General features: G+C 63.7%; 11 protein-coding genes and 1 riboswitch. Of the genes, 3 read left to right on the plus strand and 8 right to left on the minus strand.

Annotated elements, in window-relative coordinates; all coding sequences use genetic code 11:
* Nucleotides 1-32: 32 nt before the first annotated feature.
* Both cobO and ISP15_RS15520 read right to left on the minus strand, forming a co-directional pair.
* A complete protein-coding gene (gene cobO, locus ISP15_RS15515) occupies nt 33-635 on the minus strand; it encodes a cob(I)yrinic acid a,c-diamide adenosyltransferase (RefSeq protein WP_404548608.1) in 603 nt (200 codons plus the stop codon).
* Nucleotides 636-658: 23 nt separating this feature from the next.
* Nucleotides 659-1,237, minus strand: coding sequence for a hypothetical protein (locus ISP15_RS15520; protein WP_404548578.1), 579 nt, complete (start codon nt 1,235-1,237; stop codon nt 659-661).
* Nucleotides 1,238-1,334: 97 nt separating this feature from the next.
* Nucleotides 1,335-1,553: riboswitch (cobalamin riboswitch) on the minus strand.
* Nucleotides 1,554-1,846: 293 nt separating this feature from the next.
* Between ISP15_RS15520 and ISP15_RS15525 the strand changes: the two genes are divergently transcribed.
* Nucleotides 1,847-4,330, plus strand: coding sequence for a TonB-dependent receptor plug domain-containing protein (locus ISP15_RS15525; protein ID WP_404548579.1), 2,484 nt, complete (start codon nt 1,847-1,849; stop codon nt 4,328-4,330).
* A gap of 309 nt (nt 4,331-4,639) precedes the next feature.
* Nucleotides 4,640-6,697, plus strand: a complete 2,058-nt coding sequence (locus tag ISP15_RS15530) for a phosphocholine-specific phospholipase C (protein WP_404548580.1) — start codon at nt 4,640-4,642, stop codon at nt 6,695-6,697.
* Between the two features lie 363 nt (nt 6,698-7,060).
* Here ISP15_RS15530 and clpB read toward each other — a convergent pair whose 3' ends face one another.
* The 3 genes from clpB to rluD all read right to left on the minus strand — a co-directional run bounded on the left by clpB (nt 7,061) and on the right by rluD (nt 11,643).
* A complete protein-coding gene (clpB, locus tag ISP15_RS15535; protein WP_404548581.1) occupies nt 7,061-9,643 on the minus strand; it encodes an ATP-dependent chaperone ClpB in 2,583 nt (860 codons plus the stop codon).
* 268 nt (nt 9,644-9,911) lie between these two features.
* Nucleotides 9,912-10,655 carry a peptidoglycan editing factor PgeF gene (pgeF, locus tag ISP15_RS15540; RefSeq protein ID WP_404548582.1) on the minus strand — a complete coding sequence of 248 codons (744 nt, stop codon included), beginning with the start codon at nt 10,653-10,655 and terminating at the stop codon, nt 9,912-9,914.
* 13 nt (nt 10,656-10,668) lie between these two features.
* Nucleotides 10,669-11,643, minus strand: a complete 975-nt coding sequence (rluD, locus tag ISP15_RS15545) for a 23S rRNA pseudouridine(1911/1915/1917) synthase RluD (RefSeq protein WP_404548583.1) — start codon at nt 11,641-11,643, stop codon at nt 10,669-10,671.
* A gap of 188 nt (nt 11,644-11,831) precedes the next feature.
* On the opposite strand from rluD, the gene ISP15_RS15550 reads away from it, so the two are divergent.
* Nucleotides 11,832-12,692, plus strand: coding sequence for an outer membrane protein assembly factor BamD (locus ISP15_RS15550; protein WP_404548585.1), 861 nt, complete (start codon nt 11,832-11,834; stop codon nt 12,690-12,692).
* A 141-nt stretch (nt 12,693-12,833) separates the two neighbouring features.
* On the opposite strand, the gene ISP15_RS15555 is transcribed toward ISP15_RS15550, so the two are convergent.
* The 3 genes from ISP15_RS15555 to sucC form a co-directional block, all read right to left on the minus strand.
* On the minus strand, nt 12,834-14,474 hold the full coding sequence (locus ISP15_RS15555; protein ID WP_404548586.1) for an NAD+ synthase: 1,641 nt from the start codon (nt 14,472-14,474) through the stop codon (nt 12,834-12,836).
* Nucleotides 14,475-14,668: 194 nt separating this feature from the next.
* Entirely contained in the window at nt 14,669-15,544 is an 876-nt protein-coding gene (sucD, locus tag ISP15_RS15560; RefSeq protein WP_284331928.1) for a succinate--CoA ligase subunit alpha, read from the minus strand.
* A gap of 14 nt (nt 15,545-15,558) precedes the next feature.
* Nucleotides 15,559-16,719 carry an ADP-forming succinate--CoA ligase subunit beta gene (gene sucC / locus ISP15_RS15565; RefSeq protein WP_404548587.1) on the minus strand — a complete coding sequence of 387 codons (1,161 nt, stop codon included), beginning with the start codon at nt 16,717-16,719 and terminating at the stop codon, nt 15,559-15,561.
* Between the last annotated feature and the right edge of the window lie 356 nt (nt 16,720-17,075).

Consider the following 17,075-nt stretch of genomic DNA (forward strand, 5'->3'; position numbering starts at 1 on the left):
GCACGGACGAAGGCATCCTTGAGCGGTGGCGATCACAGCTCCACGCCCTTTTGCGCCATGATGCCGGCATCGAACGCATGCTTGACCATGCGCATCTCGGTCACGGTATCGGCCACGGCGATGAGTCCATCCGGCGCGCCACGGCCGGTGATCACCACATGCTGGCGCGGCGGGCGCGCTGCCACGGCCGCCAGCACGTGCTCCAGCTGCACGTATTGCTTGACCAGCGCGATGTTGAGTTCGTCCAGCAATACGAAGTCGTAGGCCGGATCGGCCAGCATGCCGGCGGCGATGGTCCAGGCTGCCTGCGCGGCGGCAATGTCGCGTGCCTTGTCCTGGGTTTCCCAGGTGAAGCCCTCGCCCATCACGCGATAATCGAGCTGGTCGCCGGCGAGGCGGCGAAAGAAGGCTTCTTCACCGGTGGAGAAAGTGCCCTTGATGAACTGCACCACGCCGCATTTGAAGCCGTGCCCGAGCGAGCGCGCCAGCATGCCGAAGCCGGACGAACTCTTGCCCTTGCCATTGCCGGTATTTACTACCAGCACGCCGCGATCGATGGTGGCGCGGGCGATCTTGCGATCCACCAATTCCTTCTTGCGTTGCATGCGCTCGCGATGGCGCTGCTCCGGTGTCATCCCGGCGCGTGGCGGTTGCTCGCTCATGCGCGCGCCCCCGGCGCGGCCACGCGCGCGCTCAGCCGCTGCAACAAGCCCTGCACCAGCAACGCCACCGCCACGTAAGTCAGCGTCGTGCGCACAAACAAGGGTCCCCATTGCCACAGGCGCTGCACATACTCGGCCATATGCGGGTGCGCGTAGCGGCCACCCAGCCAATAAAACGAGCCATTGGAAATGGCGAACGACAACACCGCGCTGAGCACGGCAACTCCGAAAGCACCCAGCAGCGACGGCACGGTGGCGCACAACCGATCGGCATAAAGCCGGCCGCCATACCAGAGTGCGGCATAAGCCAGCGGCAGGAAGGCATAGGCGGCTGTCACACAGAAATCGCTGATGCCTGCGTAATGGATCGATACTTCGTCGAGCAGCACGGCCAGCAGTACAAAACATACGAAGGCCAGATGCCGGCGCAGATACAGGCCGCCCAGGAAGAACACCGCCATCGAGGCATCCGGCAAATGCAACGCATCGCCGAAATGCTTGAAGCGCGTGGTGACCATCAACAGCGCCAACATCGCGCACAGCCACGCAAAGGTGGTCCGGGACAAGGGTTTCATCGCTTCAATACTCCTCACGCGCCACTTGCGCATTGCTGCATGGACAGTGAGAAGGCACGGCTGCGAACGCAGCGGTTCCTAAACGGGCCCTCCGCCTGTCCGGTGATGCCTTGAGGCCGGTCTCCGGGCTCGCGAGCGAAGGAAGAACCTTCCGATCCACGCCTTCCCATGCACGCTGCACAGTGGCTATCAGCGGATCGCGTTGCTCGCCTACCGTTGCGGGGGCAGCTCCGGACTGGCCGTGACGCGGCGTCACCGGATTCCCGTTTCAACCATCGACTGCCTGCCGATGGTCACCTCAGGCCGAAGCATCTTAGTGCCTGCCCAGCACCGCGCCTAGCAGCACGCCGGATGTTTCTACACAACCTTTCTACGTGCGTATAACGATGCTCGAGACGCGCGCGAGGGAAGCGTATTCTCATGTCCAGCGTCTTTGCCGGTTGCCGAGAGAGGGCCGCGCCGGTCCGAACGGGGCGGCTAACCGGATGTTCGATATGGATATTCCCATCTGGACTTTTAGGCGCCCAATCGTCGATTTGATGCCGGGCACCGCTGTCACTAATCTGAAATTGCTGCTTCGCAGCAATGACATGCCAGGGGATTTCGCTAATGAAGACAGGCAAGCGCACTTATCACTATAAAAAGCTCGACCGGCACGCCACGGCATGCCTCACCGCCGCGGTACTGCTCGCCCTCACCGGCACCGCCGCCGCACAGGACGCTACGCAAAGCCCCTCATCCGGCAACGCGAAAAACCTGCAAGCCGTGATCGTGACCGGTACGCGCGCGCAAAACCGTACCGACAGCACCTCGCTGTCGCCGATCGACGTGATCCCGGCGACCGCGCTGCAAAGCACCGGCAGCAATGAACTGGCTACCGCCCTGGCGCGCCTGATTCCGTCGCTGAACTTTCCGCGCCCCGCCGCCACCGACACCACCGACTCGCAACGCCCCGCGCAGCTGCGCGGCCTGGCGCCGGACGAAGTGCTGGTGCTGGTGGATGGCAAGCGCTGGCACACCAGCGCGCTGGTAAACACCGACGGCAGCATCGGCCGCGGCTCGGCGCCGGTGGATTTGAACACCATCCCGCTTTCCGCCATCGACCACATTGAAGTGTTGCGCGATGGCGCGTCGGCCCAGTACGGCTCCGATGCCATCGCCGGCGTGATCAACATCATCCTCAAGCATGGCGCGCAAGGCGGCTCGATCGAACTCGACGGCGGCCAGTTCCAGCGCGGCGGCGGACGCCAATGGCTGGGCTCGGCCAATTTCGGCATCCCGCTTGGTGGCGACAAAGGCTGGCTGCGCATCAGCCTGGACGATGGACACCAGGACCCGACCAACCACGGCGGGGCGGATGTGCGCTATCCGCAACTGGGCGAAAAGCAGGTATTCGGCGACCCTTCGGTAAGCCAGCACAACCTGTTCCTCAACACGCAGTACGACATCACCCGTCACGTACAGTTCTATGCCTTCGGCAGCTACCACGAGCGCGATGCGATTTCCGATGAGCTGTATCGCAATCCCTACGGTTATCCCGGTGCGGTCACCTCGCTGCTCGACGCGCTCTACCCTGGCGGCTACCAGCCCCTGCTGCAGTCGCACAGCACCGACCAGGCGCTGGTCGCCGGCGTGCGCGGCACCACCGACGGCGGCTGGCGCTGGGACGTAAGCGGCAATTACGGTGGCAATCGCGTATCGCTGGATACCATCCATAGCGCCAACTACGCCTTCCTCAATGATTTCGGCTACACGCCCAACAGCTTCTTCGACGGTGTCGTGTCGGCGGCGCAACAAGCGGTGGATGTGGACATCGCCAAGGATTTCAGCGTCAACTGGCTGCCCAATGCGGTGACGCTCGCCTTCGGCGCGGAATACTTGCGCGATACCTACAGCATCAGCGCCGGCAATCCGGATTCCTATTACGTGGGAACGTCCGGCGTGAGCGGCGGCGCACAAGGTTTCAGCGGCTACAGCCCGGTGAACGTGGGCGCATGGAGCCGCAGCGACGTGGCGCAGTACGTAAGCCTGGAAACCAATCTCACCGACAAACTCGGCGCCTCGTTCGCCGTGCGCCATGAGGATTACAACGACTTCGGCAATACCGTGTCCGGCGCGCTGGCCGCCCGCTACGATTTCACCGATCGCTTTGCCTTGCGCGCCAGCGCATCCACCGGCTTCCGCGCGCCATCGCTGGCGCAGGAGGATTATTCGCAGATCGGCTCGTTGTATCTGACCCCGAGCAATGCGGGACCCGGCGTCACGCCAGGCATCTACCAGACCGGCCTGCTGCCGGTGAGCAATCCGGTGGCGCAATTGCTGGGCGCCCAATCGTTGCGGCCGGAGAAGTCGCACAACTACACCGTGGGCGCGGTGTTCAATCCGCTCGATCCGCTGACGCTCACCTTCGATATCTACCAGATCCAGATTTATCACCGCATCGTGCTGTCCAGCACGCTCAGCGGGCTGAACGATCCGGCGGTGGTGGCTTACCTGGCCGCCAACGGCGTTACCGACGTCGCCTACAGCTCGGCGCAGTACTTCACCAACGCGGTGAACACGCGCACCCAGGGCGGCGACCTGGTGGCGAGCTACCGTTCCGACTTCGGCAATGCCGGCGTGCTGAACAGCACGTTGAGCTACAACTACAACCGCACGCAAGTCAGCGGCGTGGCGCCCAATCCGCCGCAGCTGCAAGCGCTCGGCCTGCAACTGGAACGGGTGAGCTACCGTGACATCAAGGGACTGCTGGCCAATTCCACCCCGCGCAGCAAGCTGATCTTCAATGAGAACTACACGCTGGGCCATTGGAGCTTCAACGGCAACCTGACCCGCTACGGCACTTTCACCGCATACAGCAACAGCACTTACCTGCTCAACCAGACCTTCAGTCCGCAATGGGTGCTGGATATCGCCGGCAGCTACAACCTCGACAACTGGACGTTTACGCTGGGCGTGGACAACGCGACCAACAGTTATCCGGACACGGTGATCGCCGCGAACAGCACCAACGGCACGATTCCTTATTCAGAATTTTCACCCGACGGCTTCAATGGGCGCTACTATTACACCAAAGTGATCTATCACTGGTGATTCGACCCACTGCCAAACTCCTGCGATGCATCGCATCGAACATCCCGGCTCCGGCCGGGATTTTTTTTCGCGATCGCACTGCATGCATGCCTGCCGGCGCCACCATGCGCCGCACACGCACGCAAAGCGTGTACCGCGTCGTGATGGACGAGTGAAGCCGCGGCCCACTTGTCGACGACAAGCGACAACCGCCAATACCCATCCAATTGATGTCCCTGCATTGACCTGCCGCTGGCAACCGGCTGCAACAGCATTGCGTTGTGCTGCGCGTGGGCCGGCGTGGGCCGGCAACTACGGTGGGAGGGCGACATGAGCGAGATCGACGATATCAAGCGGCGGCGGTTCCTGAAGTTGACGGCGGGCGCGGCGGGCGGGCTGACCGCCATGTCGATGTTGCCACCGGCGATCCGCCAGGCCCTGGCCACGCCGGCCGCGACCGAAAGCGGCACGATCGCCGACGTCAAGCACGTGGTGATCTTCATGCAGGAGAACCGCTCCTTCGATCATTACTACGGCAGCCGCCCCGGCGTGCGCGGCTTCAACGATCCCGTGCCGCATCCGCTGCCGAGCACGGCGCTGACCGGCCAAAGCGTCTGGTACCAGCCGTATACCGGCAATGCCGCCGGCTACATGCTGCCGTTCCACCTGGACACCACCAAGACCAGCGCCACCTGCGTCAACGCATCGTCGATGGGTTTCACCACGGATACGGCGATCAACAACGGCGGCAAGTTCAATGCGTGGAATACCGCGCGTTCGGCGGGCATGGGCATGGGCTTCTATAACCGCAGCGATCTGCCGTTCTATTACGCCCTGGCCGACAGCTTCACGATCTGCGACCAGTATTTCTGCTCCACGCTGACCGATACCAACCCTAACCGCCTGTTCCTGTTTACCGGCAGCAATGGGCTTTCGGCAGGCGATTCGCCGGTGCTGGACGACACCGAATCCAGTTCGGGCTGGACCTGGAGCACTTACGCCGAACGGCTGCAATCGGCCGGCATCAGCTGGAAGGTTTATCAGCAGACCGACAACTTCGACGACAACGCGCTGGCCTGGTTTGCCAATTTCAAGAACGCCAAGTCCAGCTCGGCGCTGTACAAGAACGGGATGGCGACGGTCTCCAGTATCGTCACCGCGTTCCAGGATGACGTCACCAACAATACCCTGCCGCAGGTATCGTGGATCGTCGCGCCGGCGGCACAATCGGAGCATCCGAACTACCAGCCGCCGGATGGCGAAAATCTCAGCGCGCAGCTGATCGCCGCGCTGGCATCCAACCCCGGCGTCTATGCGAGCACGGTGTTTTTCCTCAACTACGACGAGAACGGCGGCTTCTTCGACCACGTGCCGCCACCATGTCCGCCCTCGGGCATCCTGGGCGGCAAGTCCACCGTCAGTACCGCGGGCGAACTGACCACGGTCAACGAAAGCGGCGATACGATCACGTCCTCGCCAATCGGACTGGGCTACCGCGTGCCGATGATCATCATCTCGCCGTGGACCTTTGGCGGCCGCGTGTGCTCACAAGTGTTCGACCATACCTCCGTGCTGCAATTCCTGGAGCAGTGGACGGGCGTATCGGAAACCAATATCAGCGCGTGGCGTCGCGCGGTATGCGGCGACCTCACCTCGGCATTCGATTTCAGCGGCAGCAACACCAGCTGGCCGAGCCTGCCCTCGACCGCGAACTACGTTTCGCAGTCGAGCACGGAATGCTCGGACCTGCCTGCGCCGACGGTACCTTCCACGCAGGCCATGCCGAGCGCCGAGGCGGGTACGTATCCGGCCTGCGCGCTGCCTTATGCGCTGGACGCGCAGGGCAGCATCAATACCTCGGCCAACCAGTTCGATATCGATTTCATCAACAGCGGCACCGTCGGTGCGGTGTTCCAGGTTTATGCGCTGAATCGCAGCAGCTCGACCGGCCCGTGGACCTACACGGTCGGTGCCGGCAGCAGCGTGTCGGACTATTGGAACGGCAGCGTGTTCAACAGCGGCATCTATGCGCTGGAGGCACACGGGCCGAACGGCTTCGTGCGCCACTGGCAAGGCAGCGCCGAGGCCGCCGCGGTGATGCCCGAAACGCAGATCGTCTACAACCCTGCCGGCAATAGCGTGCAGCTGAAGATGACCAACGCCGGCAGCAGCACCTGCACCATGACCGTCAGCAATGGCTACGACACCGAAGACGTGCGCATCTACAGCGTACCTGCGGGCGGCAGCGTCAGCGATACCTGGGAGCTGGGCAGTACCGCCAACTGGTACGACCTCAAGGCGACGGTCGCGGAAGTGAGCAATTGGTCGCGCCGGCTTTGCGGCCACATGGAAAACGGTTTGCCCAGCACCACCGAGCCGCCGCACTGAAAAATAGCCGGGATGGCGCAAGACGCGACTGTTGCTTTCAACTCCTTCTCCCCTCCGGGGAGAAGGTTGGGATGAGGGGTCGATCTTGCCGAGACATTGATTCAGAGCTTGGCTCTGATGAACTTCACCGCAAGATTGCCCCTCACCTCGATCCTCTCCCCGCAGGGGAGAGGAGGTCGGCAGTTCAGTACTGGCGCAAGACGCGATCGTTGCTTTTAACTCCTGCTCCCCGCCGGGGAGAAGGCTGGGATGAGGGGTCAATCTTGCCGAGACATTGATGCAGAACTTGGCTCTGATGAACTTCACCGCAAGATTGCCCCTCACCTCGATCCTCTCCCCCGCAGGAGAGAGGAGGTCGGCAGTTCAGTACTGGCCAAAGATCAGATGACCGTGCTCCGCATCGACTGCAATAGTCGCGCCCGGAGCAAAGCGGCCTTCCAGGATTTCCCTGGCCAGCGGATTTTCCAGTTGCTGCTGGATGGCACGCTTGAGCGGCCGCGCGCCATACACCGGATCGAAGCCGACGTTGCCCAACAGGTCCAGGGCCTTGTCGCCGATCTCCAGTTTCAGCTGACGCTCGGCCAGTCGCTTTTCCAGCGAGGCCAGCTGGATCTTGGCGATGGCACGAATCTGCGTCTTCTGCAACGGACGGAACACCACCAGCTCATCCAGCCGATTGATGAATTCCGGGCGGAAGTGTGCCTGCACCACGCCCAGCACCGAAGCCTTCATCTGCAAGTAATCGGCCTCCGAATCGCCGGCCTGCTCCTGGATCAGTTGCGAGCCGAGGTTGGAGGTCATCACGATCACGGTATTGCGGAAATCCACCGTGCGCCCCTGGCCGTCGGTGAGACGTCCATCGTCGAGTACCTGCAACAGAATGTTGAAGACATCCGGATGCGCCTTCTCCACTTCGTCCAGCAGGATCACGCTATACGGACGGCGACGCACGGCCTCGGTGAGATAGCCGCCTTCTTCGTAGCCTACATAGCCCGGGGGAGCGCCGATCAAGCGGCTCACGGAATGTTTTTCCATGAATTCGCTCATGTCGATGCGCACCATCGCGTCCTGGGTGTCGAACAGGAATTCGGCCAGCGCCTTGCATAGCTCGGTCTTGCCCACGCCAGTGGGGCCGAGGAACAGGAACGAACCATAAGGCCGGTTTGGATCGGACAGGCCCGCGCGGGCGCGGCGGATCGCATCGGACACCGCGCGCACCGCTTCGTCCTGGCCGACCACGCGCTGATGCAGCGAGGCTTCCATATGCAGCAGCTTGTCGCGCTCACCTTCGAGCATCTTGCTGACCGGAATGCCGGTCCAGCGCGATACCACCTCGGCGATTTCCTCTTCGGTGACGCGATCCTGCACCAGCTTGAAATCCTGCTGCTCGGCGGCCTGCGCGGCGGCCAGCTGTTTTTCCAGCTCGGGCAGCTTGCCGTACTGGATCTCGCTCATCTTGGCGTAATCCTGCCGGCGCTGCGCCGATTCCAGTTCCAGGCGCGCCTGCTCGATCTGTTCCTTGACCTTGGTTGTGCCTTGCAGCGCGGCCTTTTCGGATTTCCATACTTCGTTGAGGTCGGAAAATTCTCGCTCCAGCTTGGCGATATCGGCATCGAGGTCGGCCAGGCGTTTCCTGGATGCTTCGTCGGTTTCCTTCTTCAGCATCTCGCGCTGGATCTTCAGCTGGATCAGACGGCGTTCGAGGCGATCGAGTTCTTCCGGCTTGGAATCGATTTCCATGCGGATGCGCGAGGCGGCTTCGTCCATCAGATCGATGGCCTTGTCCGGCAGCTGGCGATCGGTGATGTAGCGGTTCGACAGCGTGGCCGCGGCGACGAGGGCCGGGTCGGTGATTTCCACGCCGTGATGCACCGCGTAGCGTTCCTTCAGGCCGCGCAGGATCGCGATGGTGTCTTCCACGCTCGGCTCGCCCACGAACACCTTCTGGAAGCGGCGCTCCAGCGCCGCGTCCTTCTCGATGTACTTGCGGTATTCGTCCAGCGTGGTGGCGCCGATGCAATGCAGTTCGCCACGCGCCAGCGCGGGCTTGAGCATGTTGCCGGCGTCCATCGCGCCTTCGGCCTTGCCGGCGCCGACCATGGTATGCAGCTCGTCGATGAACAGGATGATCTGGCCTTCGTTCTTGGCCAGGTCATTGAGCACGGCCTTGAGCCGCTCTTCGAATTCGCCGCGGAATTTCGCGCCGGCGATCAGGGCGCCCATGTCGAGCGCCAGCACGCGGCGGTCGCGCAGCCCTTCGGGCACTTCGCCTTTGACGATGCGTTGCGCCAGCCCTTCGACGATGGCGGTCTTGCCCACGCCGGGTTCGCCGATCAACACCGGATTGTTCTTGGTGCGCCGCTGCAGCACCTGGATGGTGCGGCGGATTTCCTCGTCGCGGCCAATCACCGGATCGAGCTTGCCGCTTTCGGCTCGCGCGGTCAGGTCGATGCAGTATTTCTCCAGCGCCTGGCGCTGCTCTTCGGCATTCTCGCTCTGCACCTTTTCGCCGCCGCGCAGCTTGTCGATCGCCGTTTCCAGATTGGACTGGGTGGCGCCGGCCGCTTTCAGCGCGGCACCGAGTTCGCCTTTATCTTCCAGCGCGGCAAGCACGAACAATTCGCTGGCGATGAACTGGTCGCCGCGTTGCTGCGCGAGTTTGTCGGTGAGGTTGAGCAGGCGCGTCAGCTCGTTGCCGGCATGGATGTTTCCTTCCTGCCCGCTGACTTTCGGCAGCCGTTCGAGCATTTCGGTCACGCGCTGGCGAAACGCCGGCACGTTGACGCGGGCCTGGGTCAGCAGCGGCCCGGTCGAGCCGCCCTGCTGGTCCAGTAGCGCCGCCATCACATGCACCGGCTCGAGCATGTTGTGGTCGCGTCCCACTGCCAGTGACTGGGCGTCGGCGAGCGCCTGCTGGAAACGCGAGGTGAGTTTGTCCATTCGCATCGGTGTATCCCCAAAAGAGGTTTGGCGGACACGCCGCCACTGCCGGCAAAAATGCGGACGGAGGGGGATGATTCAAGCCTGGCGCGGGGCGCGCTCCGCATCCGGGTTCAGTTGGGAAATCCTCTGCCAGCGGATGCCTGGGGAAACGCAGGCACTTATCCATCCAATGCAGGACCGCACGATGCTGCTGGTTTTTGCCGTGCGATTTGCCGCCAGGGCTTATGCGTGGTCCGCGCCGAGAGCTGTTTGCGCGCCAGGCAAGCCGAGCCTAGTTCAACCAGACCAGACTGCCGAAGCGCCCGCTGCGCGCGCCTTCGCGACGGTAGGAATAAAACCGCGCATCGGTGCGGGTGTCGAAGCCACCGCCGTAGATGCGGGTGACGCCCGCGGCGTGCAGGCGCTGGCGCGCCAGCGCGGCAAGATCGCACCACCAATGCCCGGCGCGGGTCGCGATGAAAGCCTCGACGGCGGCCGGGTCGTGCTGCACGAACGCCTTGCGCACTTCCTCGCCCACCTCATAGGAAGCCGCGCCGATGCAGGGACCGAGCCACGCCATCATGCCGGCGGGAGGCAGCTGCATCTGCTCGACGGTTTCCTCCAGCACGCCCGCGGCCAACCCGCGCCAGCCGGCATGGGCGGCGCCGATCGTGCTGCCATCGTTGGCGCACAGCAGTACCGGCAGGCAATCGGCAGTGAGAATCGCCAACACCGTGCCGGGCAGATGCGAAACCGCGGCATCCGCTTCGGGTTCTTCCTGGCTGGGCAAAGGACCGAGCTCGGCCACCGCCGCGCCATGCACCTGCCGCAGCCAGCGCGGTTCGGCCGGCAGGTTCAGCGCTTGGCGCAACGCGCTGCGATTGCTGCAAACCGTTTGCCGGTCCTCGCCGCTACGCAGGCCGAGATTGAAGCGCCCGAACGGCGGCTGCGATACGCCGGGACCATCGCGCATGGTGACCACCGCCCCCACATTGGGCGGCGCGGGCCAATCGGGAAAAAGCCAGGCATCGCTCATCGCAGGCACGGCATCAGGCCTCGTCCGGGCCATTGGCGGCAAGATCGGCGCGCAGGGCATCGAGCAGCGCATCCATGTCCGGCGGGCGCGCGGCGTCGAATGCCAGCGGTTCGCCAGTGGCAGGATGCTCGAACGACAGGCGCTCGGCATGCAGCGCCTGGCGGCGGAATCCACGCAGCGCAGCGGTCAGCTCGGGCGTGGCGCGCCGGGGCAATTTGAGGCCGCCGCCGTACAGCGGATCGCCGACCAGCGAATGCCCGATGTGCGCCAGGTGCACGCGGATCTGGTGCGTGCGCCCGGTCTCCAGGTTGCATTGGATCAGCGTATGCGCGCGGAACCGCTCGCGCAGGCGATAGTGGGTGACCGCATGCTTGCCGTCCTCCTCGTCGCGCACGGCCTGGCGCAGCCGGTCGCTCAGGTGGCGACCGATCGGGGCATCGACGGTGCCGCCGGCGATCAGGGTGCCCAGCACCACGGCTTCGTATTGGCGCCCGACCGCATGGCGCGACAGCATGTCGACCAGGGCCGTATGCGTGGCCAGCGTCTTGGCGACCACCATCAGGCCGGAAGTGTCCTTGTCCAGACGGTGCACGATGCCGCCGCGCGGCAGCTCGGCCAGCCGGGCCTCATGGTGCAACAGGGCGTTCAGCACCGTACCGGCGGGGTTGCCGGCGCCCGGATGCACCACCAGTCCGGCCGGCTTGTTCAGTACCAGCAGATGATCGTCTTCGTGGACGATGTCCAGCGCGATGGCTTCCGGCGCGCTGGTTACCTCGGTTTCCAGCTCCGCCTCCAGCCGTACCTGCTCGCCGCCCCGCAGCAGATAGCGCGGCAGTGCCGGCGCGCCGTCCAGGGTGATCGCGCCGGCTTTCACCCATGCGGTGAGACGGGAGCGCGAATAGTCCGGGAACATCTCGGCCAGCGCCTGGTCGAACCTCCGGCCTGCAGCCGAAAGGGGAACGACCGCCTCGTGACGAATGGTGGTCATGCCGCCACGCCCCGGGGCAAGGCCCGCACGCCGCATCGCCACTGGCAAGATCCCGCCGCCGTTGTCCCAAAGGAACCCGAAAACGTCCATCCGCCGATGCTGCTTTGCCGAGCGCCCTGTCCCAAGTCCCGGGCCCCGGCTCTATCAGCTATCATCTCTTTTCGCTCAAACATCTGAACCTCTTACTCATGCGCGTAACCAAGCTGCCGGCCGTCCCGACATCTGCCCTTAAAGTACTGATCGTGCTTGTCCTGGTTTTGACGATGAGCGCCTGCTCATGGTTCCGGCACAATGGTGATCCACTCGATACCCTGCCCTTGCCGCAGCTTTACGCCAGGGCCCACAACGATGTGATCCATTCCGATTATTCGGCGGCCGAGAAAGCGTACCAGCGTCTGATCGCGCGGTTCCCTTCCGGCCCGTTCAACGAACAGGCCCAGTTGGAGCTGGCCTACGCGCAATACAAGAACAACAAGCCGGATGATGCTTATTCCACCATCAACCGCTTCATCAGGACCTATCCGCTCAACAAACATGTGGATTATGCCTATTACTTGCGCGGCCTGATCAACTTCGACCGTACCACCGGCGTGTTCGAGCGCGCCTTTGCCAGCGAGCGCACCGGCGCCCAGTCGCGACGCGACCAGGGCTACAACCTGAAATCGTTCGACGATTTCTCCGAGCTCAGCCGCCGCTTTCCCGACAGCGCCTACGCCGCCGATGCGCGCCAGCGCATGATCTACCTGCGCAACGTGCTGGCGCAGTTCGAAATCAACGTGGCCAAGTTCTACCTGCGCAACAAGGCCTATGTAGCCTCGGCCGACCGCGCCCAGTACGTGATCGAGCACTACCAGGAATCGCCTGAGGACGGCGATGCACTGGCGATCCTGTGCCGCAGCTACCTGAGCCTCAACCAGAAGCAGCTGGCCGCGCAGGTACGCAAGGTACTGGCGCTCAATTATCCGGATCATCCGTACCTGAAGGATCCAAAGTGGCCGCGTTCGCCGTCGATCCTGCGCAAGATGATCCCGTTCTCGGGCCATTACTGAGCAGCGATCTTCATCGCCAAACGAAAAAGCCGGTGCGCCATGGGCCACCGGCTTTTTTTGTTTGGGCTTCCGAAACCGATCGCACAGGTGGATGCAAGTGCAAGCCGCAAGGCTGCCTGGCTCCTGCTTTGCGCTATGCGGTCATTTCCAGCCGGAAGTGATTGGATAGCGCCGCTCGCGCCCGAAGGCGCGGGTGGTCACGCGCGGTCCGGGCGCGGATTGCCGCCGCTTGAATTCATTCACCAATACCAGCCGTACCACGCGATGCACGATGTTTTCGTCGAAGCCGGCTGCGATGATTTCCGCCTGCGATTGCTCGTCCTCGATAAAGCGGGCGAGGATCGCATCGAGTTCGTCGTAAGGCGGCAGCGAATCCTGGTCGGTCTGGTTGTCGCGCAATTCGGCCGATGGCGGCCGTTCGATCACGGCCGGCGGAATCATCCAGTCGCCGGCGTTGCCGGTCTGGCGCGCCTGCTCCTGGTTGCGCCAACGCGAAAGCCGGTACACCTCGGTCTTGTAGACATCCTTGAGCGGCGCATAGGCCCCGCACATGTCGCCATAAAGCGTGGCGTAGCCGACCGCCATCTCGCTCTTGTTGCCGGTGGCCAGCAGCAACCGGCCATGCTTGTTCGACAGCGCCATCAGCATCACGCCGCGCGTGCGCGACTGCAGGTTCTCCTCGGTGGTATCCGCTTGCTTGCCGCCGAACAGAGGCGCAAGCGCATCCATGAAGGCTGCGTAGGCAGGTTCGATGCCGATCACGTGGTAATCCACGCCCAGGCGCTCGGCCTGCTCACGCGCACCATCGAGTGAGAGCTGCGAGGTATAGCGCATCGGCATCATCACCGCGGTGACGCGGTCGGGACCGAGCGCATCCACGGCCAGCGCCAACGTCAACGCCGAATCGATGCCGCCGGAAAGGCCGAGCAGGATGCCGCCGAAACCGTTTTTATTGATGTAGTCGCGGACGCCGCGCACCAGCGCGGCGTACAACGTCGCTTCGCGCGAGGCATCCGGAACGGTCGGCCAGTCCCGCGCATGCAAGCTGCGATCGGCCGGATTGAAATCGGCCCACAGCAGCGCATCCACGAACGACGGCGCGCGCGCTGCAATGCGGCCATCGCCATTGACCAGCAGCGATCCACCGTCATAGACGACTTCGTCCTGCCCGCCGACGAGATTGAGATAGATGAGCGCGCAGCCGGTCTCCTTCGCGCGCGCCACCAATACTTCTTCGCGCGCCGACTGCTTGGCATCGTCCCAGGGCGAGGCATTGATCACCACGATCAATTCCGCACCGGCCGCGGCGGCGGCGGCGGCGGGCTCGGCCTGCCAAATGTCCTCGCACACCAGATACCCGACCCTGATGCCCTCGATCACCGCCACCGCGCTGGTGCGTCCCGGGCGGAAATAGCGCTTGTCGTCGAACACGCCGTAATTGGGCAACGCCTGCTTGTGCGTAACCTGCGCGATCTCGCCGCCGCGCAGGAAGGCGGCGGCGTTATACACCTCGCCCAGGCTGTGCGGGAAACCAACGATGGCGGCCAGTCCGTTCGTGCCTTCGGCCAACTGCTGCATGGCTTCCTGGCACGCGGCCAGGAAGCTGGGGCGAAGCAACAGATCTTCCGGCGGATAGCCGCTGATGGTGAGCTCGGGAAAGACCGCCAGCGCCGCGCCGCCAGCACGGGCGCGCGCCATCAGCTCGCGAACCTTGGCGGTATTGGCGGCGACCGCGCCGACGGGAAAATCGTGTTGGGCCAGCGCCAGGCGGAGGACAGCCATCGGGTACGTATTCCAGGGTCAACTGGCGCTAAATGGTAGTGGAAGCCGCGGGGAACAAGCGCGGCAGAGGCCATCAGCGCCATATCGATTTCAATTTCAATCCCGTACGACGGCGCGGGGCCCGGACCGATGGGATACGTATGAAAAAGGGCCGCGTCACCGCGGCCCTCATAACGATCGACATGGGCGATCGATTACTTCTTCAACAATCCAGCCAAGGTCTTGCCCAGGTCGGCAGGCGACTTCACCGTCGTCACGCCGGCCTTTTCCAGCGCCGCGAACTTCGCCGCCGCCGTGCCCTTGCCGCCGGAGATGATCGCACCGGCATGGCCCATGCGCTTGCCGGCCGGCGCCGAGGCGCCCGCGATGAACGAGACCACCGGCTTCTTGACGTATTCGCCGATGAATTCGGCGGCTTCCTCTTCAGCGCTGCCGCCGATTTCACCGACCATGATGATGCCTTCGGTCTGCGGATCGTCCTGGAACAGCTTCAGGCAGTCGATGAAGTTCAGGCCGTTGATCGGGTCGCCGCCGATGCCGATGCAGGTGGACTGGCCCAGGCCTTCGTTGGTGGTCTGGAACACGGCTTCATAGGTCAGCGTGCCGGAACGCGACACGATGCCGACCTTGCCCGGCTTGTGGATGTGGCCCGGCATGATGCCGATCTTGCATTCGCCCGGCGTGATGATGCCGGGGCAGTTCGGCCCGATCAGCACGGTTTCCGGATGCTGCGCCAGCACGTTCTTCACGCGCAGCATGTCCAGCACCGGGATGCCTTCGGTGATGGTGACGATCACGCGCACGCCGGCGTCGATCGCTTCCAGGATCGAATCGGCCGCGAACGGCGGCGGCACGAAGATCACCGACGCATCGGCGCCGGTTTCGTCGACCGCCTCGGCCACGCTGTTGAAGACCGGCAGGCCGATGTGCTCGCTGCCGCCCTTGCCCGGGGTTACGCCACCGACCACCTTGGTGCCGTAGTCGATCGCCTGTTCGGCGTGGAAGGTGCCCTGCTGGCCGGTGAAGCCCTGCACGATCACCTTGGTGTTCTTATTAACAAGTACGCTCATGACTTAGATGCTCCTCACTTCGCGGCAGTCACGGCTTTCTTGGCCGCGTCGTTGAGATCGTCAGCCGGCGTAATCGCCAGACCGGAGTTGGCCAGCAGTTCGCGGCCCTTCTCCACGTTGGTGCCCTGCAGGCGCACCACCACCGGAATCGTCAGGCCCACTTCCTTCACCGCGGCGATGATGCCTTCGGCGATCAGGTCGCAGCGCACGATGCCGCCGAAGATGTTCACCAGGATGGCGCGCACCTTGTCGGAGGAAAGAATCAGCTTGAACGCCTCGGTCACGCGCTCCTTGGTGGCGCCGCCGCCGACGTCGAGGAAGTTGGCCGGCTCGCCGCCCGCCAGCTTGATCACGTCCATGGTGGCCATCGCCAGACCCGCGCCGTTGACCATGCAACCGATGTTGCCGTCCATCGTCACGTAGTTGAGGTTGTGCTGCACGGCGGCCGCTTCGGCGGCGTCTTCCTGCGTGAGGTCGCGCATCTTGGCCAGGTCCGCATGGCGGAACTCGGCGTTATCGTCGGAGTTGACCTTGCCGTCGAGCGCGGCGAGGTTGCCGTCTTCGAGGATGGCGAGCGGATTGAGCTCGACCAGCGACAGGTCTTTCTCGTTGAACAGCTTGTACAGGCCCAGCATGATCTTGGTCAGCTGCGTGACCTGCTTGGGATTGAGGTCCATCGCGAAGCCGAGCTGGCGGCACTGGTAGGGCTGCAGGCCTTCGACGAAATCGACCACGATGGTGTGGATGTCGTCCGGCGTTTCCTTCGCCACCTGTTCGATGTCCACGCCGCCATGCTTGGAGGCGATGAAGGTGACCGCCTTGCTGTCGCGGTCGACCAGGATCGACAGATACAGCTCTTTGGCGATGTTGGTGGCATCGGTGACCAGCACCAGGTTCACCGGCAGCGCGCGGCCGGCGGACTGGTAGGTTTCCATGTTCTTGCCCAGCATGCCCTTGGCGGCGGCGTGGACGTCATCCAGGCTCTTGCAGAACTTGACGCCACCGGCCTTGCCGCGGCCACCGGCATGGATCTGGGCCTTGACCATCCATTGGGAACCGCCCAGGTGCTTGGCGGCGTCGACGGCGGCGTCGGGGGAATTGGCGACTTTGCCCGGCGGCACGGCAATGCCGTACTGCGCGAACAGCTCTTTGGCCTGGTACTCGTGGAAATTCATTCGATACCTCGAGTGAATGGGGAAGGATCGAGCCCTTGCGGTGACAACAGCGCAGGCTTGGGAGAACGGACGGCGTTGGAACGCACTACCGGCGTGCAGTGCGCCGCGGCCATGCGTCAACATGGCAAAAACCGCGCAATACGGCCGGGTATTTTCGCGGAAGCGGGACCCGATGGAAAGGGGCACGTAAGAAAGTCGCCTGGCTTGCGGCCCGCTCCCGCCGGCGAGGAGGATTGAGGTGCGGGGCCAATCTTGCGAAAGTGGCGAGACTAAAGCGAGTTTCCGCGTCGCTGTAATCGACCCGCAAGACTGGCCCCGCCCCCCGCGCCACCTCCCGAAACGGGAGCGGGGAAATG

Origin of the sequence: Dyella jejuensis (assembly GCF_044904675.1) — a bacterium.
GTDB classification, from domain to species: domain Bacteria; phylum Pseudomonadota; class Gammaproteobacteria; order Xanthomonadales; family Rhodanobacteraceae; genus Dyella_B; species Dyella_B jejuensis.